Origin of the sequence: Lactococcus sp. SK2-659, assembly GCF_020218185.2 — a bacterium.
Lineage (GTDB): Bacteria > Bacillota > Bacilli > Lactobacillales > Streptococcaceae > Lactococcus > Lactococcus lactis.
In genome coordinates, this window is sequence record NZ_JAIWQZ020000002.1 from 205,989 (window position 1) to 232,179 (window position 26,191).

The following is a 26,191-nucleotide window of genomic DNA, read 5'->3' on the forward strand; positions in this document are numbered from 1 at the left end:
TGGATGAAGTATTACAAAACATAGTATTAAGGTTTGTCTAGAAATAACAGTAATTTGTTGATTTTTAACAATATATGAACTATACTAGAAGCAAAGAAATGGATAAAAAAATTTCTATTTTGTCTATTAAGAAATACGGATTCTTAAGTATCTAAGAAAATGAGAAAAGTTTAATATGAAGTTATCAATTGTAGTTCCGGTGTATAACGAAGAAGAAAGCATCGAAATATTCATAAAGGAAGTGGAAGAAAAAACCAAAAGTTTACCATTAGAAAAAATTTTTTATTTTGTAAATGACGGTTCAACTGATAAGACATTAAAAATAATAAAAAAGCTAGCCGAAAAGAGAGCTGATATACAATATATCAGCTTTTCGAGAAATTTTGGTAAAGAAGCCGCTCTATTAGCAGGTTTAGAAGTAGCGGTTGGTGACTTTGTTACGATTATGGATGTAGACTTACAAGACCCGCCAGAAATGCTTCCAGAAATGTTTGAAAAGTTGCAAGAAGGATATGATGTTGTGGGGACAAGACGAACAAGTCGAACCGGAGAACCTCCTATTCGCTCTTTCTTTGCAAAGCTTTTCTATAAAATAATAAATAAAATTTCTAAAACACAAATAGTCGATGGTGCGCGTGATTATCGATTGATGACTCGACAAGTGGTAGATAGCATCTTAAAGCTTCAGGAAAGTAATCGATTTTCCAAAGGTTTGTTTTCTTGGGTGGGTTATGAAGTTACTTATTTAGAATATGAGAATAGAGAACGGAGTAGAGGACAAACTTCATGGTCTTTTTGGAGTTTATTACGGTATTCTGTTGATGGTTTCGTTAATTTTTCCGAGTTACCATTAAATATAGCGACATTTGTTGGTATTCTTTGTTTTTTTATATCAATCATTCTGAGTCTTTTTTATACAGTAAAAACACTTGTTTGGGGCGATAGTGTGCAAGGATTCCCAACGCTTGTTATCTTAGTTCTAATGTTGGGAGGATTGCAACTTTTAGCCTCTGGAATCATCGGAAAATATCTAGCTAAAACGTTTATTGAAGTAAAAAAACGTCCTAATTATATCATCAAAGAAAGTAATATAAAGTCCGAAGATGAACCATTGAACAATCAGAAAGGTAAAAGGTTAGTAATGTGATAAAAAAAGAAAAATTTCCCTTTCTGCTCATAGTCCTTTTTTACATTTTATTTTTTATAACAAATCAAGTTGACTGGCTGGGTGGAGATGCCTTGTGGTTCTCTAAAGTTAATTCTTCGCCACTTACTTTTGCTATAGACAGATATGAGACTTGGTCCTCTCGATTTTGGATTGAGGGAGCAGTGCTTCTATCAAGTAAAAATCTGTTGATTTTTTTCATCCTAACAATTGTTTTTATCTTTCTGTTATTTTATTCGATAAGTCAACTTATTTCTTTTAATAAATTTATAAGTAATTTAGTGCTTGTTTTAGTTTTTATAATACTATTTCCAATGGTCTCTCTTAAATCTGCAGGACTAATTGCTACAATTGTGAATTACGTCTGGCCTAGTGCCTTATTTGCATACTGGTTAATGATTGACCGTCAGAGAAATTCAGAAGAGAAAATTGCGATTTATAAGATTGTTATCGCCACTTTTTCTCTAATACTATCAGTATTTAATGAAGGATTGGCAATTGTACTTTTTCTCTATCTTATCATTCAAGTTGTTATTGAGAAAAAAGAATTTTTGAACCCATATCGGATAGTTTGTCTTCTCGTTTCTTTATTGAGTATTTTAAATGTCTTGCTATGCCCGGGAAATCAAAAAAGAGGAGCTTTAGAAATGGTCCATTGGTTTCCAACTTTTAACCATTTATCATTTTTTGATAAGTTACTAATTCAATTCAACAATATCGCTTCAAATTTGATTGTTAGTCATAACTTTATAGAGATTTTATTTCTATTGTTATTATTGAGAGCAGTTCAGAAAAGACAGATATTGTCCGTAATACTATCTGCTGTGCTTATAATGTTATCCAAAATCTCACAAAAATTAATTTCAGATCCACTTAGTGTAATTGTGCACCATTCATCGGAAAAGAAGTTTAATTATAATATAACTGGCAAGTTGCTAGGACCGAGTGTTATTTTTATGATAATGCTGGCTATGATTGTCTTTGTTATTATCTTATTGGATGGTAAATCAAAGAAAAGTTTCGTAGCTATTGGTTCTTTAGCTGTCACCTTTTCGGCGGGAATGGCTATTAGTTTATCACCGACACTATTAGCGTCATCAGACCGGCCACTGTTATTTTTATATTTTGTAATAATCTTTAATTGTGCTATTTTAGCAGACGATATAATTGGATTTAATAAAAGTAAAGACAGTCTAAATCCTGTTGAGGAAATATCCAAATAAAAAAGATTCAACTTATTAATGAGTTGAATCTTTTTTATAAAAATGAATAAAAAACCTCCTGATGTAATCTTATACAGTCAGGAGGAAAAGGAGTAAGCGTATTGGTCACTGGATTTTTTATAATTTTTTCAAATAGGGTAGAAAAATCCATTTATAAAAGGAGTCAAGGGGATTTGAACCCCTGCGCCGCTTTACACGGTTCGACGGATTTCGAGTCCGCTGCATTACCACTCTGCCATGGCTCCAGTCCTTTATCTAAATTAATTATATCACAGTTGATCCTCTTCTTGAAATAATATGAAATTGCTAGAACGAAAATAAAGCGCATATTTATACAAAAATGTTGACAAATGAATAAATATGCTGTACAATTGCATTTATATTAATTTGAAAGAAGAAAAATGATGGGAAACAAAAAAATTGTCTTGGCATATTCGGGTGGATTGGATACAAGTGTTGCTGTAAAATGGTTGACTGATAAAGGATTTGACGTCATTGCTGCCTGCATGGACGTTGGTGAAGGAAAAGACTTGAATTTTATTCATGATAAGGCGCTTCAAGTAGGGGCGGTGGAATCTGTTGTTTTGGACTGCAAGGAAGAATTCGCTAAAATATTTGTTGGAGCAGCACTCAAAGGAAATTTAATGTATGAAAATAAATATCCTTTAGTATCCGCTTTGAGTCGTCCTTTGATTGCTCAAAAATTAGTAGAAGTTGCCAAAGAAAAAGGGGCAACGGCTATTGCTCATGGTTGTACAGGAAAAGGAAATGACCAAGTGCGTTTTGAAGTAGCCATCCATTCTCTTGCGCCTGAGCTTGAAGTCATTGCTCCAGTTCGTGAGTGGCATTGGGCTCGTGAAGAAGAGATCGAATACGCCAATCAAAATGGTGTTCCTATTCCTGCTGATTTAGATAATCCCTACTCAATTGATATGAATTTATGGGGACGTGCGATTGAAGCTGGTGTTCTTGAAAATCCTTGGAATACTTGTCCAGAGGATGCTTTCTTTATGACTAATTCTGTAGAGGACGCTCCAAACGAAGCTGAATTTATCGAGGTTGAGTTTAAAGAAGGATTACCAATCGCCTTAAATGGAAAAAGCTTAGAATTGCATGAAATCATTAAAGAAGTGAATATTATTGCAGGAAAACATGGAATTGGTCGGATTGACCATATTGAAAATCGTCTGGTTGGGATTAAATCACGTGAATTTTATGAATGTCCTGCTGCCATTACTTTATTAAAAGCACATAAAGATTTGGAAGATTTAACTTTCGTTCGAGAACTTGCACATTTTAAACCAGTTCTTGAAAATGAATTAGCAAACTTGATTTACAATGGTTTGTGGTTCAATCCTGCTACTAAGGCTTTGATTGCTTATCTTGATGAAACTCAAAAAGTAGTTAACGGGATTGTAAAAATTAAATTATATAAAGGTTTAGCAACACCGATGGGACGTAAATCAACTAATTCGCTTTACAGCGAAAAATTAGCAACATATACTGCTGCAGATGAGTTTGACCAAGCAGCGGCAGTTGGATTTATTAAATTGTGGGGTCTACCTACTCAAGTCAATGCTCAAGTAAATCTCAAATAATAGCTATAGGAAAATTTGGAAAGTAAGAGAATGGTAGAAAAACTTTGGGGAGGACGTTTTGAGGCGTCACTAGATAAACAAACGGAAGAATTTGGAGCATCAATTAAATTTGAGCAACGACTTGCTCCTTTTGATTTAAAAGGCTCATTAGCTCATGTAAAGATGTTGGGTGAAACAGGAATTATTACTACCGAGGAATCCCAAAAAATTGCCGAAGGTCTGAAAAAAGTAGAAGAAAAGCTTCTTAATGGCCAAATTGAATTCAAGATGGAAAATGAAGATATTCATATGAATATGGAATCTTATCTTCATCAAGAAATTGGTCCACTAGCTGGTAAATTGCATACGGCTCGCTCTAGAAATGATCAAGTGGCAACAGATATGCATTTATACCTCAAAAGTATCTTAGAGGCCGTTTTAGAAGCTTTAAAAGGGTTAAGAGAAACAATTGTAGAGCTCGCTGTAAACCAAATTGACACTATTATGCCTGGTTATACTCATTTACAACATGCACAACCGATTTCCTTTGGTCAACATCTAATGGCTTATTATCAAATGCTGACACGTGATTTTGAACGTTTTGAATTTAATGTTAAGCATACAGATATGAATCCTTTAGGAGCTGCAGCTCTAGCTGGGACAACGTTTCCGATTGATAGAATGTTGACGACAAAATTACTTGGTTTTGAGAAGGCTTATGATAATTCAATGGATGCGGTCAGTGACCGTGACTTTATTTTAGAATTTCTATCAAATGCAAGTTTGTTGATGATGCACTTATCAAGATTTTGTGAGGAGCTTTTACTATGGTCTAGTCATGAATTCAAATTTGTCAGTCTGTCTGATGCATATTCTACGGGTTCTTCTATTATGCCACAGAAGAAGAATCCAGATATTGCAGAATTAATCAGAGGGAAAACAGGCCGCGTTTATGGAAATCTTACAGCTTTATTGACTGTGATGAAAGGTTTACCTTTAGCTTATAACAAAGATTTGCAAGAAGATAAAGAAGGAATGTTTGATAGTGCTGATACTATAATAACTTCTTTAACAGTTATGAATGGGATGTTGTCAACTTTAACTGTAAACCGTGTAAACATGGAGAAATCAACTGAACAAGATTTTTCTAATGCGACAGAGTTGGCCGATTACCTTGCAGCAAAAGGCCTTCCTTTTAGAAAAGCTCATGAATTAGTTGGTCTCTTAGTATTAGATTGTATAAAAAAAGGAATTTACCTCCAAGATGTAAATCTACAAGATTATCAAATGCTATCTCCATTAATCAATGAAGATGTTTATGAAATTTTAAAATCAAGAACGGCAGTTTCAAGAAGAAATTCTCTAGGTGGTACAGGATTTGAATCGGTTAAAAAACAAATAGAAGAAGCAAAAAAAGAACTTCAAATTTGAAGTTCTTTTTTATAATTAGTTTTTTACAGCAAGTGATTTAGTATGTGTAAAGTAGTTTATTAAGTTAAAGACAACCAGAATTGCTGAACCCACAAAGACATAACGATAGTCAATAAATCCAGCAATAGCTGAACCAAGTAAGGGACCTGCAAAAGCACCAATTGATTGAGCAGATTGATTATAAGAGAAAATTCGACCAGTAATAGCTTGAGGAGACTCTTTTGCTAGGATGGCTTGAACTGAAGGGAGAATTGCCGCATCAGAAACTCCGACAAGTAGTCGCATAACAATTAAAAACCAAACATTAGTTGTCATTGCTGTGATTGAGAAGACGATTAGTGAAAAGAAAAGTCCAAAACCAAGGATTTTTCTTTGACCAACTTTATCACCTAGACGGCCTAAGAATGGAGCAGCCACTAATGTAACAATTCCTGGGGCAGCAGCGACAATTCCGGCCATGAAAGTAATGTTTCCTTGACCATGCATAAGTTCTTGGACATAGAGTGAAAGAACAGGATTAATCGATTGATTGGTCATTTGAGTAATGAGGGTTGCAAAAAACATGCCCCAAATAATGGCTGGGTGGGTAACAACTTCCCAAACTTGTTTATAGGAAAGCATGTTTTTCTTCTCAACGGGCTTAAATGTTTCTTTGACAAAAAATAAAGCAAGGAAAAAGACGAGAAACATAATGATTCCTGTGACGCTAAAAACGCGACGATAACCAGTTATATTAACAAGTATTCCGCCAATGATTGGACCGATAAGAGTTCCAGCAACAGATCCTGTTGTAAGGAGCGATAAGACGGCCCCTGATTTTTCCTTTGGTGCAGAACTGGCCATTAAGGCCATTGAATTAGAAACAAAACCGGAAAAGGCCCCAAGTAGCATGCGTAAAATAAGCAATTGCCAAGCAGCTGTAACAAAAGCCATTAATGAAATTGAAATTGCCATCCCAAGAGAAGCGCGTAAGAGCATCAATTTCCGACCTTTCTGGTCAGCTAATCTTCCCCAAAGGGGAGAAACGATTGCTAAAACAATAAAAGTGGATGAGAAGACCAAGCCTGACCAGATGTTTAATTCCGTTTTTGAGTAATGGCCAAGTGTACTGATGTAAAGTGATATAAAAGGGGCGATAAGGCTTGAACCTATCCCCGTCATAAATGTCCCAAACCAAAGGACAATTAAATTTCGTTGCCATGATTCTTTCATGAATGAATGTCCTTCTTTTTTGATGTATTCATAATAATATTATAAAACTATTGTTCGTAGTTTGTCAATGACGAAACATTGCTTGAAAAAGATTGAGAATAGTTTTATACTGATAGTAAGATAGTTTGAATCGACTATAAAAGTTCAAACTTCGAGTAAACTTTCGACATCGAAAGTATTGAAAGGAATCCAATTATGGCAAGGATTGCATTGACTCGTGATAAAATCGTTCAAGCTACTATTGAACTAGCTGGTAAAATTGGTCTCTCTAATGTTAGTTTTCCGCGCTTAGCTGAGTATTTTGGAATTAAAGCTCCGTCACTTTATAATCATTTTAAAAATATGGAAGAAGTACGTGTGGCAACGGCAGTCTACCTCCAAAAAGAATTAAACTATGAACTAACTCATGCAATGGTGGGACTAACTCCTTTGGCAGCACTTAGGGCTTATGCTGAGAGTTATAAAAGATTCGCTGAAAAATATGAAGCAGTTTATGAACTGATTAATGTAATACACCAAACAAATAATGGGGAACTTGAATATTTAGCAAAAGAAAATATTCGTTTGGTTCGTCGAAGCTTGGAAAATTTTCATTTGTCAGAAGAAGAAAATTTTCATATCAGTCGGATGTTTCGCTCAACGCTTCATGGATTTATCACTTTAACACAATTAGGATATTTCCGTCAGTCTGGATCAATTTCTAAAGAAGAATCCTTTACTTACATGGTCGATCATCTGCTTAGTCGTCTAGATAATCCAGAAAATATTTAAAAATACCTTGTTAAATACATGGTATTTTTAAATGCTAAATGTAACTGTTAATCCCTTCGTTCTATATAGAACGTTTTCAAGTGATATAGTGACTTTTTAGCAAGTTTATGATAAAATTAATACGATAATTTCTAAAATGGGAGAGAGTGGCTTGGCTATAAAAAAAACATATCGCGTTAAACGCTCAAAGGATTTTGACCAAATTTTTTCAGCGAAACATAGCTTTGCCAATAAAAAATTTGTGGTCTATAAATTAAACACAAATCAACCTCATTTTCGTGTAGGTCTATCAGTAAGCAAAAAGCTTGGTCATGCGGTTTTACGTAATCGAATTAAACGTCTTTTACGCCATGCCATTGCTGAATTTAAGCCTTATTTGACAGATGAAGATTTTGTAATTATTGCACGTTCGGGTGTTGAAACACTCAGTTTTGAGGAAGTAAAGAAAAATCTAAAACACGTTTTGAAGTTGTCAAAAATCTATGTGGATGGAGAAAACGATTGAAAAAGAAATTTAGTTTGATCGCAATGGCAGGGGCAGCTCTTTTGTTGCTTACAGCTTGTGGAACAACAGCTGTGACAAGTAGTTCAACCAACCTTTGGGACCAAATTGTATATGGCTTTGCACAGGTTATTCGTTTCTTGTCATTTGGTGGTTTGACCGGAGTTGGTATTATTTTATTCACGATTGTTATTCGGGCAGCATTGCTTCCCTTGATGAATATCCAAATCAAATCTAGCCAACGTATGCAAGAAATTCAGCCAGAAATCAAAAAAATTCAGGCTAAATACCCAAGCAAAGATATGGAATCTCGTCGTTTGATGAACGAGGAAATTCAAAAACTTTATGCAGAAAATAAAGTCAACCCTTACATGGGTTGTTTACCACTAGTTGTTCAAATGCCAGTGCTATGGGCACTTTATCAAGCCTTGTCTCGTGTGGACTTTTTGAAACACGGAACTTTCCTATGGTTTGAAATTGGTGCTAAAGACCCTACTTTTATTTTACCTATATTGGCTGCGGTCTTTACTTTCTTGAGTTCATACTTGATGATGAAATCTGCTCCAGAAAGAAATGCAATGACAACTTCAATGACTTATATTATGCCTATTTTCATCTTGATTATGGGGGTTAACTTTGCTGCTGGGATTGCACTCTACTGGGTAATCTCTAATGCTTTCCAAGTATTCCAAACAATGTTGTTGGCAAATCCATACAAAATTATTGCGGCGCGTGAAGCTAAGGTACAGGTCGAAAAAGATAAAATTAAAGCTCGCGAAAAAGCATTGAAGAAAGCAAGAAAAAAATAAAAAATACCATTGGCAGTTTTTATTTTAATTTGGAAGTTGTGCTAGAAATTGTCAATAGGCTTTATCATATGACAGGAGTAGTTTTATTATGGCTATTTTTACTGGTGAAACGGTCGAAGATGCAATCGAACGTGGCTTAAATCGCTTAAATGTTAAGCGTGAAAATGTTCATATTCATATTGAACAAAAAGAAAAAAAGGGTTTCTTAGGATTTGGAAAGAAACGGGCTCGGGTTAATATTGAGCCAATCCATGAAGAAACAGTGCGTAAAGCTGACCATTTAGCAGAACGTGGTGTGGATGATACAATTAATCTTGGTGTGCCTAAGTCACAATCTGCTATGGAAGCAACACTTGAATTAAGCCAAGTGGTTAAAGCTGTCCGTGCGGCTGAGAGAGAACAAAATGGTGAAATCACTGAAGAAGAGCGTAATGCGATTATTGAAGTGGCTAAAAAGACGGTTGTTCAAAATCGTCAAGGAACAGCAGACCTCTCTGATGTGGTTTCTGCTGTTAAAGAAGAAGTTGAAGCGAAGAAAGAAGTTTCAAACGAAGATGAAAAAATTGCTTCAAAAATTTCAAGCTATTTAACAACTATTACACAAGAAATGGGAATTGCAACGCGTGTTTCAGTTTCTCGTGACGGAAATTTAACAGTTTTCAATTTGACTTCTAATCATGATGCTTTGCTTATTGGTAAACATGGTAAAATTTTACAAAGTTTGCAAATTTTAGCAAAAGCTTACGCTAATAGTATTTTGAATACACGAATGAATATTGCTGTTAATGTGGGTGATTATCATGAAAAACGCAAAGCTTATATCGTAAGTCTTGCTCATCGTGCAGCTGAACGTGCGCGTGGCGGTGAAACTGTTTATATTAATGATTTACAGTCTAATGAACGTAAAATTGTTCACACTATTATTGGTCAGGAAAATGGTGTATCAAGTCATTCAGAAGGACAGGAATATAATCGCTATATTGTTGTGGCTAAAGAGATTTAGCCTTGACAAAAGACCTTTCATAGTGTAGAATTGTAAGGTATGCTTTTAATAGCAGTAAAAAGATGAAAGGAACACCGAAAAGGTGGAGCTACTTTCAACCAAAAGTGAAGTAGCCCAGGGACTTATATAAAATGAAACGTACTTACCAACCACACAAAAAATCTCGTAAGACTACTCACGGATTCCGTAGCCGTATGGCAACTAAAAACGGACGTCGTGTCCTTGCAGCTCGTCGTCGTAAAGGACGTGCTTCACTTACAGTTTAATTTGTAAATGAAATTGAAATCAGCTTATGGCTGATTTTTTTTATTTGATTATTCCTAAATATGGCAGGAGTCCGTTGATGATTAAATATATTTTGTTAAACGGTTTCATTAATTGTGTTATAATGGTTTTATCAAATAATTAGTGAAATTTTTTCCTTTGTTGATTGAAGATAAGGTGAAATCTCACGCTTAAAGGAGAGTTTTGTCGTGAAAAAATTCAAAATTGGTGAACTTGAAGCTTCTCAAATTATTTTAGGTTGTATGAGAATTAATGAAGAGGGAAAAGAACCGGTTGCTGTCATTGAAAAATCAGTGGAGCAAGGGATAAATTTCTTTGACCATGCTGATATCTATGGGGGTGGAGCTTGTGAATCGATTTTTGCAGATGCTCTAGAAAAATCGTCAGTAAAACGAGAAGATATTATTTTACAGTCAAAATGTGGAATTGTTCCTGGGAAAATGTTCGATTTTTCAAAAAAACATATTATTGAATCGGTTGAGGGGAGTTTATCTCGTTTAAAAACTGATTATTTGGATACTTTGCTCTTGCATCGTCCAGATACTTTAGTTGAACCTGAAGAAGTAGCTGAGGCTTTTTATGAATTGGAAAAAGCAGGGAAAGTACGTTATTTTGGGGTTTCTAATCAAAATCCTGGTCAAGTTGAACTGTTGAAAACAGCGGTGAAAGAGCCATTGTTGTTTAATCAATTACAGTTTGGCTTGAAACATACGGGAATGATTGATGCTGGGATTCATGTAAATATGAGTGATGAAGGTTCTTTTGTTCATGATAATGGAATTTTAGAGTATTCTCGTATTAATAAGATGACTATTCAGGCTTGGTCACCTTTCCAATATGGTTTCTTTGAAGGTGTCTTTGTTGGAAATGAAAAATTCCCTGATTTGAATAAAAAATTGGAATTTTATGCAGAAAAATACAATTCTACTCCAACTGGAATTGCTGTCGCTTGGATTAATCGGCATCCTGCCAATATCCAAACAATTATTGGAACGATGACATTGAGCCGAATTGAAGAAATTGCTGCTGCTTCAGATATTGTCTTGGAACGTGCGGAATGGTACGACTTGTACATGGCAGCTGGAAACATTTTACCTTAAATATAATTAAAGTAGGAGACTAGTTTAAAAAAACTAGTCTTTTGATTACTTTTTTGGGAGGAAATCTGATGGATTTTTCTAAATATTTCAAGAAAAAGAATGACAGTAAGGTAAAAATTTTTTCAAAGTTAGAAATTTTTGAGAAAGTTAGTGATGAAGAATTGATAGAAATTTCTGGAGGAAATTTTTCTAGTAATCTTCGACAAAAAAGGATTATATCGGGGTTGACACAAAAAGAACTTGGGAAACTGCTTTATTCGAGTAAACAAGCTGTCTGTAATTGGGAGCACGGGCGACGTGAACCGAGTTTAGAACTTGTTCAATAGATGGCAAATGTGTTTAAATGTTCAATAGATGATTTGTTAAAAGATAGTGAAAATATAAACTAAAAGTACACAAAAAGAATATTAAAGTGGTATTGGCTAAATATTCAGAAAAGTTTAAAATATATTTGTAATTAATTACGAAGATGCCGAAATTTGATGAGCCTTTCTAGTGGAAATGTTTATTGACTAAAAATGCTCAAAACGAGTCCGGAGTGGACTAGAAAGTGTGTTTTTATGGAATTGCAAACTATTTTTGAAGAATTTGAAGTGTTGACTGATGAGGAATTGATGGAAGTTAGTGGAGGAGGGGGCGTAACTGGGAATCATTCCGTGAGTTCTTTACTGTCTGACGGTGGGTCAGGCGGTGGGGGAGGTTATGATGTGGTTGAAAATTACACTAATAACTTCCTTAAACGTGGATAAATAATTAAGTAATTTCAGCTAATGACAAGGAATGCGAGTGCTTTGCATTCCTTGTTTTGAATGTGTGAGGTTAAAAATGGGGAAAACAGATAAAACAACGATATTCAATAAGTTAAAGAGCATACTTTTAGTCTTCGGGACGACAATACTTTATCTTGGACCTGGTGCTTTTGTTCCAATGGAGGCAGTGCATGATTTTTATCCAAGTTTATTTTTAGTAATTTTGTTGATTATTTTGTATATTGCAATTAGAAATGGTGTTTTTGCGCATTTTAAAGAAACTTTTCGCTTGCAAAATTTGCTTTGGCTTCTTGGGTTTGTAATTGTGGGATATATTCTCGGTAATATTGCACACTATTTATATCTACAATTTGTTCCTGCACTTGATACTATTGTGGAAAATGAAGCTACTAATAATCTCGTTGACTCTTTTTTACCAACTTGGTTTGTATATGTTCTTATGGTCATCATTGCTCCAATTTGTGAAGAACTAACATTTAGGGAATATTTTTATCGTTTTTTTAGTCATAAATGGCTAGCTTATATTTTAAGTATTCTTCTATTTACATTAATTCATACTAGGTTGACATGGAGTTTTTTTGAATACTTACCAATGAGTGTAATCATCACAAGTACTTTTCACCGATATAAGCGTGTGAGTGATAGTATTATCGTGCATGGAGGATATAATCTAATGGTTTTGATTTTTCATATTATTATTTAATATAGAATTTATTATAAGTAGATTTGTTATTTTTTATTAACGTGGGGGCTTTTATGATTGAACGTATAAAAAATTTTTTACGGACTAAATTAAAACCGCTTTTATTGCTATTAGTGACGGTTATTCTTTACAATGGTTGGACTCCCCACTTGGGGATCTTTCCACCAACTTTCTATGATTTTGCTTTTAATTATTATGGATTTGTGGATATTTTAACTTTTTTAGTAATAATAGTTATTGCTTATAAAAATGATGCTTTTAAAAAGATTTTTGATATATTTCGTCCAAAAAATTTGTTATTTATTTTGTTTTTTATTGTTGGTGGAAATATTTTTATTGCTTTGGCACATCATTTATATTTTCAGATGACACCAGCTTTAGAAGCTTTTCCAGAACATTCAATAGATTTGGTAAATTATTTTGCACGGACTCCTTTTTGGTCGCATTCATTAGATTTATTCGTGATTGGACCGATTAGTGAAGAGTTGATTTATCGGGAATATCTTTATCGACTTTTTGATAAAAAAATGCTTGGCTTGTTTTGTGAGCGTCACTGTGTTTGCATGGGTGCATACTGGTTTTACTTACTCTTTCTTTTTATATCTGCCCATAAGTTTAGTTGTTACTTTGGCCTATCACCGACGTAAAGCAATTGGGGAAAGTATCGCTCTTCACAGTTCAATAAATCTGATAAATACTTATTTACCAAATTTATTAAGCTTTTGGGTATTCTGAGTAACTAGTGATTAGGCTTCCTATTCTTTGGTAATTTTCAAATTAAAATTCTCTTTTTATTTAAAATTTAAAAGCCTTGATAGAAGGTTTTTATTTACTTTAATGGAGAAAACGGTTGAATTCAATCAAAAAATAACGTATAATTAACATGTATCTAAGAAATTTTTAATGGGATATTTCTGTCAGTAAATAAAATGATTGTCTTCTAAAAATGTGGACATCAGTTGGCTGACGGGATGGAAATTATTGATTTTTAGTTTAATCTGGCTTTACAGATAAATTTAAAGGAGGTGTCTTATGAGTTTTACAGATGAAACAGTCCGTTTTGAATTTGGTGATTCGGACAAGAAAGAAATTGGCGAAACACTCGTTGATGTTTACAATGTGCTTGAGGCTAAGGGTTACAATCCTATCAATCAAATCGTGGGTTATGTTTTGTCGGGAGACCCTGCTTATATCCCTCGTCATGATGATGCGCGTAATAAAATTCGCCGTTTTGACCGAGATGATATTGTTGAGGAATTAATCAAGAATTATTTGAAAGATAATGGTGTCAATTTATAGTGTTTGCACGAATTTTAGGGCTTGATGTCGGAACAAAAACTGTGGGAGTTTCTGTCAGTGATTTACTTGGGATGACCGCTCAACCTGTTGAAACCATTAAGATTGACAGTGAAGCCGGTGAGCTTGGCTTTGAACGTTTGGGCGTTTTGATTAAAGAATACAAACCTGAAAAGGTAGTTCTTGGTCTTCCAAAACATATGAACGGTGATGAAGGGATTCGTGCCGAAGCATCACGGGATTATGGCACAAAGTTGGCCAATGAATTCGGTTTGGAAGTCGCTTATCAAGATGAACGATTGACAACTGCGCAAGCTGAAAAAGTATTGATTGATGGTGGAGTGCGTCGTAAAGATCGCAAAAAATCAATTGATAAATTGGCTGCTGTTTTGATTTTACAAAATTATTTGGATGCTCATGCATTAAAATTATAATTTTTGGTTTACTGATGAAAGCTTTAGTTTATTTGTAAGTATAAAAATACTGACAAGTATTCGTCGGATTTTCTGTCAGTAAAAGTTGTCTATTTATTTTATTATGAATAGCAGAAAATTCCTCTAATTAAGGATGAAGAAAAGGAAATAAAATGACTCATACACATGATCACGAACATGACCATAATCATGAACCTGACTATATTACTTTGGTTGATGAAAATGGAAACGAAAGCTTGTTCCAAATTTTGATTACCATTGATGGACAAGAAGAATTTGGCAAAAACTATGTTGTTTTACAACCTACTGAGTTTGAAGAAGATGAACAAGGTCTTATCGATGTTTTGGCTTACTCATTTACTGAGAATGCTGACGGTACTGAAGGTGATTTGCAACCAATCCCTGAAGATGCTGAAGATGAATGGGATATGATTGAAGAAGTCTTCAATAGCTTTATGGATGAACAAGAAGATTAAAATAAAAAGCTGTCATTAACTGACGGCTTTTTATTTTTTTAAAAAGCTGGCTAAGGCTAGAGCACCGAGCATGGCTACGCAAACCAAGCCAATAGGAGGCCAAAACCAAACAATTGGAAGGGATATTCCTAATATGATGAAGATATTTCTGCGGGAAAGACTATGTGTAAGTTCTTTGTATTCTTTATCTGGATTTTCTTTGAGGAGTTCATAATCCATGATATGAAAGACGGCTGTCCAGAGAAAGACGATGACCAGATAGAAGAACTCAGGAAGAAATTCAGTTGCATGTTTTCCGACCCAACCCGTGGTGAAGGGGAAAAATGACATAATGAATAGCCAGAGCGTATTCAATAAGAATATTCGAGGAGTAATATTTTTAATATCACGATAAAGTTGATGATGATTATACCATACGGTCATAATCATAAAAAAGCTCAAAGCATAGGCTAAAAGTGGGATGGTTAATTCTGTCAGAGCAGGCCAGCCACTTTTATCAGGGGTTTTAAATTCTAAAACCATAATCGTTGCAATGATGGCAATAATAGCATCTGTAAAAGCCAAAAATCTTTCTTTTTCCATAGTTCTATTTTATCATAAATGTTAAGGTTTTTTTACGAATTGATTGTAAATATAAAAATTACTGACCAATCTGTCAGTAACTTTTTTATTTATTTTTTAAATTTACGCTTTAAACCATTTTTAGCGACATCTTTAATGACTTTGTTACGTAAGCCTGGTTCATAGTTATCATAAATTGTTCCGTCAAAATTAATAATTTGAGCATTATGATTTTTGTCATCAAAAATAAATTTACTAATCATTTGAGCTGTTTCTTCAGGAGATTTTACAAACGGACTATCCCCAACTTTTGCGCCATTCAAATCTGTTGCAACTGCACCAGGCATAACAGCAAAGATTTGTTTTTTAGATTTATCTTTTTTGAATTGATGGCCAAAAGCAAAGGTCATGGCATTTTGTGCGGCTTTTGAAGTGATATAAGCAAGTGGCATCCAATATTCTTGAGAAACGGGTACGGTGATGTTAATAATTTTAGCGTTTTCTGTCAGTGAATGTGGAAGAAGTTCTTTAATCACAGCATGTGTTCCCAAAAAATTGGTCTTAATTGTTTCTTCTAAATCAGTTGTTGAATAATCAAAAGCTGATTTTTCCATATCAAGGTGCCCTTTATCTGAATGAATATTACCAGAAATTCCAGCATTATTAATCAATAAATCAATATCTGTCAGTGCTGACAGACTCGTCAATTGATTTAAGTCATCTAAATCTACTTTGATAAATTCGGCAGTAATTCCTTCGGCTTTCAGTTTTTCAACGGCTTCTTGTCCACGCGTTTCATTACGGGCTCCGACCAAGACTTCATAGCCGCGATGACCAAGGTTTTGAGCAAGTGCAAAACCAATTCCTTTATTTGCGCCAGTGATAAGTGTTTTCATGATTTTTCTCCTTTGAGTTTTAGTTGTCGCCTTTAGACATTTGTTGTTGGTCAATTAGATTGGAATTTAAAAACCAGTGACGGTGCCAATCTCCAGATAAAGCGGTAAAGGGAACAGGTTGTTGACCTGTTTTTTCTACTTTTTCTAGTAAATAATTTCGTAAAATCCAAGTGTCTTCGAGTGTTCTTTGTTTAAGATTAAATATTTTTTCAAGTTTTACTTCGCTAATTTTTAAATCATTAGCAATTTCAGATTTGCTAAGTCCTGTGAGTTCAAAATTTTTACGGAGTTCTTTTTTGGTATGTTGCATTTGAAGGGGATTAAGTGACATTTCTCTTCTCTAATCTTTCATTTTGGGAAAATAATTAGTGAGCATTTGTTGAGAAAGTACTTTGGTGTTTTCGTCACTGTTTACTTTGCCCATTTGGTGAAGTTGTTTAGCAAAACCAGCGTCAATCCGGTCTAAGCCATTTTCAAGCCCGGCTAAAGTTTCACTAATTAAGTCTGAAAGTGCCATGTTATTGGGTGCGTCAGTATTTGTATGGCTTTCGAGATTTGTTTCAGCAACTAATGGTGGAACTAATTCGATGACTTTTAAAGTCTTTTCAAAATATTTAGCTTGTTCTCGAAGCGCATCAGAGTAAAAATGAACCCCAGCTTTGGTCAAATTGTAAATAGGGTGTGCACCGTCAGCCAGATTTGATAATCCTGATGAAACATTAATGACTAGTCCGTTATTTGCGACAAGGATTTTCAAAAATGCTTGTGTCACAGCAATTGTTCCTAATAAATTAATATGAATTTCTTCTGTCAGTACTTCCAGAGAATTATCAGCTTGTTCAAACAAATTAATCGCACGCATAATTCCGGCACAGTTCATAATGACATCAAGTTGAGGGAAATTTTCTTTGATGAAGTTGACTAATTGGGGGAGGGAGTCTTTGTTAGCAACATCACTGACAAATCCTGTAAAAGTTGGATTTTCATTCAAAATTTGATTAAGACGTTTTTCATTTCGGGCGGTAATGATGACTTTATTTCCTAATTCGGAAAACTTTTTAGCAAAACCAAGTCCGATTCCGCTTGTACCACCTGTGATTAAAATCGTATGTCCTGTAAATGTCATGATTTCTCCTTTTTATGAGGTTATTTTTTTAAACTTTTATAACCAACAAAATGAATTATAAACCAGAAAGTTATATTTGTCAAGGATTATAACTTGTGTTACAATTAATTTATGAATACACGTGAAAAGATATTAGGAAAAACAGAAGAATTTATCTTAGAGAATGGAATAGAGAAACTCACCATTTCAAAAATTGCTAAGGAACTCAATATTAGTCAACCAGCTATTTATAAGCACTTTAAAAGTAAAGATGAACTTTTAACGATACTTGCCCTTCGTTGGCTCAATGGTCAGACACTTGTAAAAATATTTCCTTTTGACACAAGCAAGTATCAACATCAAAAAGAGATTGTTCATGATTGGCTCTGGTCAGTCGCCATTGCCAAATATGAAGCACATCGAAAAACTCCAGAAATGTTTGCCTTATACACAACCTACATTGGAGAAAATTTAGAATTGGGGCGTAAACATATTTTAGAAATGGTTGAGAGTCTAAAGACAGCTGCTAAATTTGAAAGTGAAGAGGAAGCTGCTGCATATATTCAAGCTTTTGTTTATTTTCATCACCCAAAAATTGCCCCACAGTGGGATGACCAATTTCAAAATCAATTTGAAAATCTCTGGACCTTGCTTGAACCGAATTTAAATGCCTTTTAAAGTTACTGACAGACTTTTTGGATTTCTGTCAGTAACTTTTGCGATTCTGTCAGTAAAAAAACCTGTCAATTGACAGGTTTTTATTCTTTAATTCGGAAAACCATAGCAGTTCTAGGTTCAAGGATTAGATTTAAATGCTCTTTTGACCAACCAAAACTACTTCTTGGACCAAAACCACCAAATTTTTGGTCATCACTATCGAAGATAAGTTCTGGTTTTTCAGGAAATTGGAGTTGAAGCTCTTGTTCATAACTAGGATGGAAATTAAAGACGAAAAGAAGTTGCCCTTTTTTATAAGCTAGTAATTTATCCGAATTTTTTATCCAAAGTTGTTGGACAGGTTCTGGGCTTTCTAAAAACTTGTAATGTCGCTCTAGATTAATCATCGCTTGGTCAAATGCCAATAAATATTGGAAACGCAAATCTTTATTATCAGCTAAAGACCATTGTCTTCTAGCATGTTGGAAATCATCATGATTTTCTTGACGCGGAAAATCAAGCCATTCGGGGTGGCCAAATTCATTACCCATGAAATTTAAATAACCCTCACCAGCCAAACTAAAAGTAATTAGGCGAATTAATTTATGAAGCGCTATAGCACGGTCAATTTTTAGAGATTGACTATTAAGGTCCATTTTCCAATAAATCTCTTCATCAGCTAACCACATCATAATCGTTTTATCACCAACTAAAGCTTGGTCATGACTTTCAGAATAACCAATATTTTTTTCACCAGGACGTCGCGTCGTTAATTCCCACCAAAGACTCAATAAGTCAAGACTATTATCCGTTTTTTCTTTCAATTGTTTAATCCAAAAATCAGGAATTCCCATTGATAAACGGTAATCGAAACCAATTCCACCACTTGAAATAGGTAGGGCCATTCCCGGCATGGCTGACATATCTTCAGCGATTGTTGTTGCTGATGGATTGAATAAATGTGTTAATTCATTTGCCAACATCAAATAAGTCACCGCTTCGATATCTGTATTGAGCGAAAAATATTTGCTGTAATCAGTAAAAGCAGTCCCTAAACCATGATCATGATAAAGCATTGAAGTCACACCGTCAAAACGAAAACCGTCAAAATGATAGGTATCCAACCAAAATTTAAGATTTGAAAGTAGAAAATGAATCACTTCATCTTTGCCATAATTAAAAAGTTTTGTCTTCCAAGCTGGATGATTTCCTCGTTCACCTTCATGAAAATACTGATTTTCTGTCCCATCAAAATAGTTGAGACCATCTTCGATATTTTTTACAGCATGTGAATGAACCACATCTAAAAGCACTCGCAAACCCATACCATGAGCTTGATCAATCAATTCCATCAAATCTTCTGGCTGACCAAAGCGACTAGAAATTGCAAAGAAATTGGAAACTTGATAACCAAAACTAGCATAGAGCGGATGTTCCATAATTGCCATCAGTTGAATAGTATTGTAACCAGCCTTTTTAATTCTTGGTAAGACATCGCGCGTGAATTCTTTATAAGAATTAATTTTATATTCTTCAGTTGAAATACCAATATGTGCTTCATAAATCAAAGGAGCTTCTTTTAACTGAGGGGCTTTATTCTTCCAATCATATTTTGGTTGAACAATCACTCCATCCAATTCATGGCGCTCATTGGGGACAGCAAACATAATATAAGAGGGAACACGATAAACTGTTTCACCAGAAGGTAAAAGCAGCTTAACCTTCACCTTAGAACCCACAGGTAGCATACCCGGAATTGAAATTTCCCAAGTCCCACCATAGGCCTGTTTCAACTCAAAATTGTTTTCCCAATTATTGAAATCTCCAACCAACCAAGCTCTTTTAGCATTTGGTGCCCATTCGCGAAAAGTCCAGTGTTTACTTTCTTGTTGAAAGCCAAAATACTTATAACCATTAGCAAAATCAACAAGCGAACCATCAGTTCCTAAAAGCCGTTTTTTTGTTCGAGCAAATTCAAAAAGCCGCAAAGACAAATCTTCTTTGAAAGGTTCCAAATAAGGGTCATAATCCAAAATATTTAGAGGCATAAGCTATTCTCCTTTTTACTGAAAATCATTTCTAGCACTATTTTATCACTTTTGCAAAGGTTTTCACAACGAAATTCCCATATAAAACAAAAAATATTTACTGACAGAATGGGTCAGTAAATATTTTTATTCATCATTAAAACCAAACCAAGGGTCTTCCTCACCTTTAAGTGCTTCTTGACCAAAAGAAAGTGTTTCTGGAATTTTGGGAGCATTAAAAAATTGCGAAGGAGTTGCTACATTTTCTGTCAGTAAATTTTTTTGGTCAGCAACTTTTTCGTCATTAAAAAGATGAGCTTCTAGGCTTTGAATATAATCATAAAACTCTGTCAGTAAATCATGATAAGCCTTTAATTCACTTGTTTTATTTAAATTTTTATAATTAGCCTGAAACTCTCCCCAACGTTCAGCAATGTGCTTACTTTTCATAAAATCATTATAATCCATATTTGTTCCTCGTTCCTTTCTCTTTATTATACATTATTATCCTTAATGCTTAAGCGGATAATATTTATTATTTAAAATAAGACTCAATTTAGAGGTGTAATGTAAAAATAATAAAACGAAAGTGAAACTTTCCCCTTTTAAAAAAGTATTATCTTTTTTTTTTTGTTATAAAAGTCGATTTAGAATCAAATTTTTAATTTTTATCGGTCTTTTTTTATTAATCATTTAAATATTTATGAAATATTAAAAAAGGGTCTAATAGCTTTATGGAGCCATTATGTTGCAAAAAGGCTATGTTAGGAACAAATAAAAATATAAATAAAAGTAAGACAATAGAATTTAATGTACGAAATTTATTACACATTTGTATTGTATTATGCTATAATGTCCTAGAATCAGCAATTTTTATAAGAAGATGTAATTAATAAAATACATCGCTTACAAAACTGATTTAAAATCAAAAGGAGGACATTATGAAAAGTAGAAAAAAAGTTATTTCTATAATTTTAGGTTTAATGCTGCTTTTACAATATGTTATTACCCCAGTTGGAGCAATTGCAGGAGCAATAAATGAAGAAACAAATGATTCGGATATAACATTAAGTCAATTTAAAATAGATGAATCTGAAAGTAATGCTGATTTAATGACATTTGATTTAAGTCTCAAGATTAATCAGTCAATATTGAAAAGTAAAACAACTACTATTGAATTAGATAAATCAATTAAAATTAATGAACCAAATGAGGCTAACAGACAAAAGTCAACAGCATCTTATACTGCTGACGAAAATAGATTGACAATAGACCTTAATTCACTAAATACAAGCGAAGTGAAAGTCAATTTTTCAATCTCTAAAGAACTTTTGAAAAACTTTGAGCGATTAACAGCCAAATTAAATGATAGCCAAGTTGATGTATTGTTGCCAAAAACGAGTTCAACTTCAGAAACCCCAAGTCAGTCAACTTCCACTGTGACTCAAAATACTGTTACACCTGAAATCAAAGAAAAAGAAAGTAGTACGACTAAACATTCAGAGCAAGCTATAAAAACTGTGGAAAGTCAAGATATTCGTAAACTTCTAGAAGACTCAGGGATTTCACCAGCGACTATTATCGACTCAGCTAAGGTCATATATCTTGATAAAGAAGGAAAACCTTATCCAGATCAAACAGATGTTCCGATAGATGCAGAAGTTCAAATCGATTATACCTGGAGTATTCCAGAAGATATTTTACCATTGAAATCAGGAGATTACTTTGATTTTAAACTTCCTGATGGTGTAACAATTGAGCAAGCGACATCGTCACTGGGAGATTATGGAACCTATACAATTAATGCAGATGGAACCGTTCGTTTCGTCTTCAATGAAAAAGTTGAAACCTATCATGATATTAAGGGTACGTTTCATTATGATGCACATTTCGATAAGACAATTGTTCCAGGAGAAGTTGTAGTTGATACACCAACGGAGGAAAATTTTCCCCCTTCAGAAATTCATGTTCGGCCAACCTATGACCAAGCAATTGATAAATCAGGACATTTCGATAAAACTCCAAATCCTAGTAAAGTTATTTGGGAAATAAATATTAACCGTCCATTAAATACAATGGAAAATGCTACACTTACCGATCCAATGCCAGAAGGAACAACTTATGAATCCGTCGAAATTTACCCTGAGACAGTTGGAAAAAATGGAGAAATCATTTCCATTGATAAAGAACATCCTTTAGTAAAAGGTACAGATTATACTGTTGATTCAAATGGAAAAATTACTTTTATTGGTAAATATGCTACCACCGATCAAGCATTCAATGTTGTCTATACAACAACTATCGATGAAAGTAGTTTTCCGGAAAAAGAGGGAGCTGTAAGCTTTAAAAATACAGCAACATTAAATGATGGAAAAACAGATACCAATGCAAGTGCCTCTGTTACTGCGCAATATAAAGGGCCAATTAAAAAAAATGGACCATTTACAACAGGGAACGATCAAATTTATAATTGGAATATAGAATACAATTATAATGAAAAAAATCATAAAGCAGGGTCATTTATTGAAGATACCATGAGTGATGCCATCGAGCTGGTGAACGGAAGTGTTAAACTTTATAAAATTACTTTTGATAGTAACGGAAAAGAAATTAAAGGTGCTCAATTAAAAGAAGGGGAAGATTATAAACTTGTACAAGACCCTGATAATCCTCAAAAATTTAAAATTGAGTTTATTACTGATATCGATTATGCAGTAAAAGTTGAATATCAAACGAAGGTTAAAGATATCGTAGATGGAAATGTTACCATTGATAACTCAGTAACAACTGATACGGGAGATAACAGCGAGTCAGGTGGTAATGCAACTCAACAAGGAATCGTTAAAAATATTGATGGAGATATTGATTACGAGAATAGAGAAATTCCATGGAAAATAGATATTAATAGTGCAGGCTATTGGATGGAAAACTGGTCACTTGAAGACAAAATGTCTGAAGGATTGACTTTCCTTGAAAATACTTTCCAAATTATTGATAAAACTGCTGGAAATAAAGTACTCTCCCCAACAGAATATACACTGATAAAAACAACAGCAGGCTTTTCAGTTTCCTTTAATTCCCCACTTAAGGAGGGGACAGATCATAAATATCAAATTAAATACAAAACAAAATTTGATACTAGTGTGATTGATAATGGGTCTGGTCATGAAGGAGATATCAAATTTGTAAATGATGCTTCAATGACTTGGAAGGATAAAAATGGAGGAGATCATACTAATAATGATCATAAAGAATTTAAACCAATACCTCCGTTCCAATATAATGGACAAAAATCTGGTTCATATAATGCAACCAGCAAAAAAATTACATGGACAATTGCAGCAAATTTCAATCAACAAGAATTAAGCAATGCCTCAATAACTGATCCAATCTCTGATGATCAAAACTATGTTTCTGGAAGTGCTAAAATATATGAAGCTACGATTAATAAAAATGGTACTTATACTTTAGGTGCTGAAGTTACTTCAGATATGGGAATAAAAATAGTAGAAAGCAAAGGAAGTGTTAAGGTAGAACTACCAGATGGAAGCACAAAAGCCTATGTTCTAATATTTGAAACAAGTCTAGAAGGTAATCTCATCAATCAGAAGGAGTACAAAAACAAAGCGACATTTACAAATAAGGACATTTCACATGATTTAAGTGCTAGTGTTACTCCAGCACATCAAGGAGAATTCGTAACGAAAGATGGTTCACAGTCAAGTACAGATTCTAATTATGTAAATTGGAAACTTACAGTAAACGCCTCGCAATCTACCTTAAAAAATGTTGAAGTTACCGATAATCCTTCCTCAAATCAGTATATTGTAGCAAAAGATATTCTTATTTATGGAACAAGTATTGATGCTTCTGGTAATATTACTGAGAACAAAAATATTATTCTTGAACAAGGCAAAGATTATTCTGTTGATATCCAAACTGACAATTCTACAGGGGCTCAAACAGTTAAAATTAAATTTTTATCAGAAATTAACACAGCATATGTTGTAGAATATCGTGCATTAATTACTTCTGACAAAGCTAATGATGTGGTAACTAATCAAGCCCATATTACTGGAGACAACGAGAAAACAATAGAACAAGATGTTGAAAAAGACGTGCCCGTAATTAATCATAACGGAAGTGCAAACGGATCAAAAGGTTCAGTTACTTTGGAAAAAGTTGGTCCCGGCAAAGCAAAACTTGCGGGAGCTCATCTTCAACTTTGGTCTATCGGTACAGATGGCAAGAAAGATAAATTAATTCGTGAAGGAGATACCGACAAAAATGGTGATTTAAAACTTGGGAATTTGCGTGTTACTGATTATCTTCTTATTGAAACTAAGGCCCCAACAGGGTATACACTTGATGAAGAACTAGTCAAAGGTAAGAAAATAACAGTTTCAAAAGACGGAGAAGTTTCTAATTTCCCAATTCAAGACGTTGAAAATGAACCAACGAAAGTAATCTTGAAAAAAGTAGGACTGACCATTGAAAATGGTAAAGAGGTAAAAAATCCACTTCAAGGTGCAGAATTTAAAGTACTAGACAGCAACGGTCAAGTTGTTTCAGGTTACGAAAAACTTACTTCTGACAGTTCTGGAAATGTAACGATTGAAAAACTAACACCTGGTAAATATTCACTTGTTGAAACCAAAGCCCCAGCGGGTTATATTTTGGACCCAACCCCAATTGACTTTGAGCTTAAAGCCAATGAAGAAGGAATCATCCCAGATATCAACTTGGAAAAAGTTAACTATCAGGGTTCAGCACAACTCATTAAACATAACAGTAATGGTCAAGCTTTATCAGGTGCGATTTTCAAAGTTATTGATAAAGATGGTAATACAATCCAAACTAATTTAAGCTCTGATAAAGATGGTAAAGTTACGGCTACTGGTTTATCCCCTGGAGATTATTCCTTTGTTGAAACCAAAGCTCCAACAGGATATATTTTAAATACAATACCAGTTCATTTTACAATTTCAGCTGAAGAAGAAGGTCAACCACAAATGGTTATTGCCTCGGATAATTTTATCAATTATCAAGGTTCAGCCGAATTAATTAAGCAAGATAACGAAGGTCAGCCACTTTCTGGTGCAGTTTTTAAAATTGTTGATAAAGCTGGCAAGACAATCCAAGCTAATTTAACTTCTGGTAAAGATGGTAAAGTGGTAGTTGATGGATTAGCCCCCGGAGAATATTCCTTTGTTGAAACCAAAGCTCCAACAGGTTATATTCTAAATACAATACCAGTTCATTTTACAATTTTAGCTGAAGAAGAAGGTCAGCCTAGTCTAATAATTGCTTCGGATAATTTCGTTAACTATCAAGGTTCAGCTGAATTAATTAAGCATGATAGTAAAGGTCAAGCTCTAGAAGGAGCAGTCTTTAAAGTTATTGATGCGGATGGCAAAGCAGTCAAAGAAGGCCTGACTTCCGACAAAGATGGTAAAGTAAGTATTGATGATTTAGCCCCCGGAGAATATTCCTTTGTTGAAACCAAAGCTCCAACAGGTTATATTTTAAATACTATTCCTACCCCTTTTACAATCTTAGCTGAGAGTGAAGGCCAACCTCAACTGGTTGTCGCTTCAGACAATTTCGTTAACTATCAAGGTTCAGCGGAACTGATTAAACATGATAGTAAAGGTCAAGCTCTAGAAGGAGCAATCTTTAAAGTTATTGATGCGGATGGCAAAACAGTCAAAGAAGGCCTGACTTCCGACAAAGATGGTAAAGTAAGTATTGATGGCCTATCACCGGGAGATTATTCTTTCGTCGAAACACGAGCACCAAGTGGTTATATTTTGAACACTACTCCTGCTAATTTCACCATTTCAAGTGAAGAAGAAGGTGAACAAAAAGTAGTTATTGCTTCAGATAATTTCATTAATTACCAAGGTTCTGCTGAATTAATTAAGCATGATAGTAAAGGTCAAGCTCTAGAAGGAGCAGTCTTTAAAGTTATTGATGCGGATGGCAAAACAGTCAAAGAAAACTTGACTTCTAATAAAGACGGTAAAGTAAGTATTGGTGGCCTATCACCGGGAGATTATTCTTTCGTCGAAACACAAGCACCAACTGGATATATTTTGAATATTTCCAAGTTGATTTCACAATTTCAGCCAAAGAAGAGGGTCAACCTCAAGTAGTTATTGCTTCAGATAATTTCATTAATTACCAAG

27 protein-coding genes and 1 tRNA gene are annotated in these 26,191 nt (G+C 34.2%); 20 read left to right on the plus strand and 8 right to left on the minus strand.

The genetic code is table 11. The features are described 5' to 3' along the window. The first annotated feature begins 175 nt into the window (after positions 1–175). Both LDP15_RS08155 and LDP15_RS08160 read left to right on the plus strand, forming a co-directional pair. Positions 176–1,147, plus strand: a complete 972-nt coding sequence (locus tag LDP15_RS08155) for a glycosyltransferase family 2 protein (RefSeq protein ID WP_015425650.1) — start codon at positions 176–178, stop codon at positions 1,145–1,147. After that, positions 1,144–2,388: a hypothetical protein gene (locus LDP15_RS08160; protein WP_015425651.1), complete on the plus strand. Its 1,245-nt coding sequence runs from the start codon at positions 1,144–1,146 to the stop codon at positions 2,386–2,388. The genes LDP15_RS08155 and LDP15_RS08160 overlap by 4 nt, the downstream gene beginning before the upstream one ends. A gap of 158 nt (positions 2,389–2,546) precedes the next feature. On the opposite strand, the gene LDP15_RS08165 is transcribed toward LDP15_RS08160, so the two are convergent. Further along, positions 2,547–2,633 (minus strand) — tRNA-Ser (locus LDP15_RS08165). Between the two features lie 159 nt (positions 2,634–2,792). On the opposite strand from LDP15_RS08165, the gene LDP15_RS08170 reads away from it, so the two are divergent. Together LDP15_RS08170 and argH are read left to right on the plus strand one after the other, a co-directional pair. Next, entirely contained in the window at positions 2,793–3,986 is a 1,194-nt protein-coding gene (locus tag LDP15_RS08170; protein WP_042229982.1) for an argininosuccinate synthase, read from the plus strand. A 30-nt stretch (positions 3,987–4,016) separates the two neighbouring features. Continuing rightward, the gene (gene argH, locus LDP15_RS08175) at positions 4,017–5,396 is read left to right on the plus strand and encodes an argininosuccinate lyase (RefSeq protein ID WP_015425653.1); all 1,380 of its coding nucleotides are present in this window, start codon (positions 4,017–4,019) and stop codon (positions 5,394–5,396) included. A 15-nt stretch (positions 5,397–5,411) separates the two neighbouring features. Here argH and LDP15_RS08180 read toward each other — a convergent pair whose 3' ends face one another. Further along, positions 5,412–6,608, minus strand: a complete 1,197-nt coding sequence (locus LDP15_RS08180; RefSeq protein ID WP_012896978.1) for a multidrug efflux MFS transporter — start codon at positions 6,606–6,608, stop codon at positions 5,412–5,414. A gap of 195 nt (positions 6,609–6,803) precedes the next feature. On the opposite strand from LDP15_RS08180, the gene LDP15_RS08185 reads away from it, so the two are divergent. The 14 genes from LDP15_RS08185 to LDP15_RS08250 all read left to right on the plus strand — a co-directional run bounded on the left by LDP15_RS08185 (position 6,804) and on the right by LDP15_RS08250 (position 14,757). Beyond that, positions 6,804–7,379, plus strand: coding sequence for a TetR/AcrR family transcriptional regulator (locus LDP15_RS08185; protein WP_003131814.1), 576 nt, complete (start codon positions 6,804–6,806; stop codon positions 7,377–7,379). A 136-nt stretch (positions 7,380–7,515) separates the two neighbouring features. Further along, a complete protein-coding gene (gene rnpA, locus LDP15_RS08190) occupies positions 7,516–7,884 on the plus strand; it encodes a ribonuclease P protein component (protein WP_003131815.1) in 369 nt (122 codons plus the stop codon). Continuing rightward, entirely contained in the window at positions 7,881–8,690 is an 810-nt protein-coding gene (locus LDP15_RS08195) for a YidC/Oxa1 family membrane protein insertase (RefSeq protein WP_010905140.1), read from the plus strand. The genes rnpA and LDP15_RS08195 overlap by 4 nt, the downstream gene beginning before the upstream one ends. Before the next feature lie 88 nt (positions 8,691–8,778). After that, complete coding sequence (gene jag / locus LDP15_RS08200; RefSeq protein ID WP_003131817.1) at positions 8,779–9,693, plus strand: RNA-binding cell elongation regulator Jag/EloR; 915 nt, start codon at positions 8,779–8,781, stop codon at positions 9,691–9,693. Between the two features lie 131 nt (positions 9,694–9,824). Beyond that, entirely contained in the window at positions 9,825–9,959 is a 135-nt protein-coding gene (gene rpmH / locus LDP15_RS08205; protein ID WP_003131818.1) for a 50S ribosomal protein L34, read from the plus strand. 207 nt (positions 9,960–10,166) lie between these two features. After that, entirely contained in the window at positions 10,167–11,078 is a 912-nt protein-coding gene (locus LDP15_RS08210) for an aldo/keto reductase family oxidoreductase (protein ID WP_015425655.1), read from the plus strand. A gap of 68 nt (positions 11,079–11,146) precedes the next feature. Further along, positions 11,147–11,404: a helix-turn-helix transcriptional regulator gene (locus tag LDP15_RS08215; RefSeq protein WP_015425656.1), complete on the plus strand. Its 258-nt coding sequence runs from the start codon at positions 11,147–11,149 to the stop codon at positions 11,402–11,404. 234 nt (positions 11,405–11,638) lie between these two features. Next, on the plus strand, positions 11,639–11,827 hold the full coding sequence (locus LDP15_RS08220; RefSeq protein WP_136122417.1) for a bacteriocin: 189 nt from the start codon (positions 11,639–11,641) through the stop codon (positions 11,825–11,827). A gap of 76 nt (positions 11,828–11,903) precedes the next feature. Continuing rightward, positions 11,904–12,551, plus strand: a complete 648-nt coding sequence (locus tag LDP15_RS08225) for a CPBP family intramembrane glutamic endopeptidase (RefSeq protein ID WP_225513357.1) — start codon at positions 11,904–11,906, stop codon at positions 12,549–12,551. 53 nt (positions 12,552–12,604) lie between these two features. Further along, positions 12,605–13,198 carry a CPBP family intramembrane metalloprotease gene (locus LDP15_RS08230; protein WP_225513358.1) on the plus strand — a complete coding sequence of 198 codons (594 nt, stop codon included), beginning with the start codon at positions 12,605–12,607 and terminating at the stop codon, positions 13,196–13,198. Next, on the plus strand, positions 13,119–13,286 hold the full coding sequence (locus tag LDP15_RS08235; RefSeq protein ID WP_331708815.1) for a hypothetical protein: 168 nt from the start codon (positions 13,119–13,121) through the stop codon (positions 13,284–13,286). The genes LDP15_RS08230 and LDP15_RS08235 overlap by 80 nt, the downstream gene beginning before the upstream one ends. Before the next feature lie 297 nt (positions 13,287–13,583). Beyond that, the gene (locus LDP15_RS08240; protein ID WP_003131820.1) at positions 13,584–13,850 is read left to right on the plus strand and encodes an IreB family regulatory phosphoprotein; all 267 of its coding nucleotides are present in this window, start codon (positions 13,584–13,586) and stop codon (positions 13,848–13,850) included. Next, complete coding sequence (ruvX, locus tag LDP15_RS08245; RefSeq protein WP_003131821.1) at positions 13,850–14,281, plus strand: Holliday junction resolvase RuvX; 432 nt, start codon at positions 13,850–13,852, stop codon at positions 14,279–14,281. The genes LDP15_RS08240 and ruvX overlap by 1 nt, the downstream gene beginning before the upstream one ends. A gap of 152 nt (positions 14,282–14,433) precedes the next feature. Further along, positions 14,434–14,757, plus strand: a complete 324-nt coding sequence (locus LDP15_RS08250; RefSeq protein WP_003131822.1) for a DUF1292 domain-containing protein — start codon at positions 14,434–14,436, stop codon at positions 14,755–14,757. 30 nt (positions 14,758–14,787) lie between these two features. On the opposite strand, the gene LDP15_RS08255 is transcribed toward LDP15_RS08250, so the two are convergent. The 4 genes from LDP15_RS08255 to LDP15_RS08270 all read right to left on the minus strand — a co-directional run bounded on the left by LDP15_RS08255 (position 14,788) and on the right by LDP15_RS08270 (position 17,340). Next, positions 14,788–15,339, minus strand: coding sequence for a TMEM175 family protein (locus LDP15_RS08255; protein WP_015425660.1), 552 nt, complete (start codon positions 15,337–15,339; stop codon positions 14,788–14,790). Between the two features lie 89 nt (positions 15,340–15,428). Further along, entirely contained in the window at positions 15,429–16,214 is a 786-nt protein-coding gene (locus tag LDP15_RS08260; RefSeq protein WP_015425661.1) for an SDR family NAD(P)-dependent oxidoreductase, read from the minus strand. A gap of 19 nt (positions 16,215–16,233) precedes the next feature. Further along, positions 16,234–16,545: a DUF2316 family protein gene (locus LDP15_RS08265; RefSeq protein WP_015425662.1), complete on the minus strand. Its 312-nt coding sequence runs from the start codon at positions 16,543–16,545 to the stop codon at positions 16,234–16,236. 9 nt (positions 16,546–16,554) lie between these two features. Continuing rightward, positions 16,555–17,340 (minus strand): SDR family oxidoreductase, encoded by a 786-nt coding sequence (locus tag LDP15_RS08270; RefSeq protein WP_015425663.1) that lies wholly within the window; start codon positions 17,338–17,340, stop codon positions 16,555–16,557. Positions 17,341–17,451: 111 nt separating this feature from the next. Between LDP15_RS08270 and LDP15_RS08275 the strand changes: the two genes are divergently transcribed. Beyond that, positions 17,452–17,997 carry a TetR/AcrR family transcriptional regulator gene (locus LDP15_RS08275; RefSeq protein ID WP_012896984.1) on the plus strand — a complete coding sequence of 182 codons (546 nt, stop codon included), beginning with the start codon at positions 17,452–17,454 and terminating at the stop codon, positions 17,995–17,997. Between the two features lie 80 nt (positions 17,998–18,077). Here the strand turns inward: LDP15_RS08275 and LDP15_RS08280 are convergent, their stop codons facing one another. Continuing rightward, complete coding sequence (locus tag LDP15_RS08280; protein ID WP_015425664.1) at positions 18,078–20,024, minus strand: alpha-amylase family glycosyl hydrolase; 1,947 nt, start codon at positions 20,022–20,024, stop codon at positions 18,078–18,080. 126 nt (positions 20,025–20,150) lie between these two features. After that, entirely contained in the window at positions 20,151–20,471 is a 321-nt protein-coding gene (locus LDP15_RS08285; protein WP_015425665.1) for a hypothetical protein, read from the minus strand. A 473-nt stretch (positions 20,472–20,944) separates the two neighbouring features. On the opposite strand from LDP15_RS08285, the gene LDP15_RS08290 reads away from it, so the two are divergent. Next, positions 20,945–26,158: a SpaA isopeptide-forming pilin-related protein gene (locus LDP15_RS08290; RefSeq protein WP_225513359.1), complete on the plus strand. Its 5,214-nt coding sequence runs from the start codon at positions 20,945–20,947 to the stop codon at positions 26,156–26,158. Positions 26,159–26,191 lie beyond the last annotated feature (33 nt).

Excerpts from the sequence above, each read along its gene's own strand:
- LDP15_RS08255 (WP_015425660.1), bottom strand. The coding sequence starts at position 15,339 with ATGGAAAAAGAAAGATTTTTGGCTTTTACAGATGCTATTATTGCCATC.
- argH (WP_015425653.1), top strand. The coding sequence starts at position 4,017 with ATGGTAGAAAAACTTTGGGGAGGACGTTTTGAGGCGTCACTAGATAAA.
- LDP15_RS08240 (WP_003131820.1), top strand. The coding sequence starts at position 13,584 with ATGAGTTTTACAGATGAAACAGTCCGTTTTGAATTTGGTGATTCGGAC.
- LDP15_RS08290 (WP_225513359.1), top strand. The coding sequence starts at position 20,945 with ATGAAAAGTAGAAAAAAAGTTATTTCTATAATTTTAGGTTTAATGCTG.
- LDP15_RS08230 (WP_225513358.1), top strand. The coding sequence starts at position 12,605 with ATGATTGAACGTATAAAAAATTTTTTACGGACTAAATTAAAACCGCTT.
- LDP15_RS08155 (WP_015425650.1), top strand. The coding sequence starts at position 176 with ATGAAGTTATCAATTGTAGTTCCGGTGTATAACGAAGAAGAAAGCATC.
- LDP15_RS08285 (WP_015425665.1), bottom strand. The coding sequence starts at position 20,471 with ATGGATTATAATGATTTTATGAAAAGTAAGCACATTGCTGAACGTTGG.
- LDP15_RS08275 (WP_012896984.1), top strand. The coding sequence starts at position 17,452 with ATGAATACACGTGAAAAGATATTAGGAAAAACAGAAGAATTTATCTTA.
- rnpA (WP_003131815.1), top strand. The coding sequence starts at position 7,516 with ATGGGAGAGAGTGGCTTGGCTATAAAAAAAACATATCGCGTTAAACGC.
- jag (WP_003131817.1), top strand. The coding sequence starts at position 8,779 with ATGGCTATTTTTACTGGTGAAACGGTCGAAGATGCAATCGAACGTGGC.
- LDP15_RS08225 (WP_225513357.1), top strand. The coding sequence starts at position 11,904 with ATGGGGAAAACAGATAAAACAACGATATTCAATAAGTTAAAGAGCATA.
- LDP15_RS08265 (WP_015425662.1), bottom strand. The coding sequence starts at position 16,545 with ATGTCACTTAATCCCCTTCAAATGCAACATACCAAAAAAGAACTCCGT.
- LDP15_RS08270 (WP_015425663.1), bottom strand. The coding sequence starts at position 17,340 with ATGACATTTACAGGACATACGATTTTAATCACAGGTGGTACAAGCGGA.
- LDP15_RS08215 (WP_015425656.1), top strand. The coding sequence starts at position 11,147 with ATGGATTTTTCTAAATATTTCAAGAAAAAGAATGACAGTAAGGTAAAA.
- LDP15_RS08185 (WP_003131814.1), top strand. The coding sequence starts at position 6,804 with ATGGCAAGGATTGCATTGACTCGTGATAAAATCGTTCAAGCTACTATT.
- LDP15_RS08180 (WP_012896978.1), bottom strand. The coding sequence starts at position 6,608 with ATGAAAGAATCATGGCAACGAAATTTAATTGTCCTTTGGTTTGGGACA.
- LDP15_RS08280 (WP_015425664.1), bottom strand. The coding sequence starts at position 20,024 with ATGCCTCTAAATATTTTGGATTATGACCCTTATTTGGAACCTTTCAAA.
- LDP15_RS08250 (WP_003131822.1), top strand. The coding sequence starts at position 14,434 with ATGACTCATACACATGATCACGAACATGACCATAATCATGAACCTGAC.
- LDP15_RS08260 (WP_015425661.1), bottom strand. The coding sequence starts at position 16,214 with ATGAAAACACTTATCACTGGCGCAAATAAAGGAATTGGTTTTGCACTT.
- LDP15_RS08220 (WP_136122417.1), top strand. The coding sequence starts at position 11,639 with ATGGAATTGCAAACTATTTTTGAAGAATTTGAAGTGTTGACTGATGAG.
- LDP15_RS08170 (WP_042229982.1), top strand. The coding sequence starts at position 2,793 with ATGGGAAACAAAAAAATTGTCTTGGCATATTCGGGTGGATTGGATACA.
- rpmH (WP_003131818.1), top strand. The coding sequence starts at position 9,825 with ATGAAACGTACTTACCAACCACACAAAAAATCTCGTAAGACTACTCAC.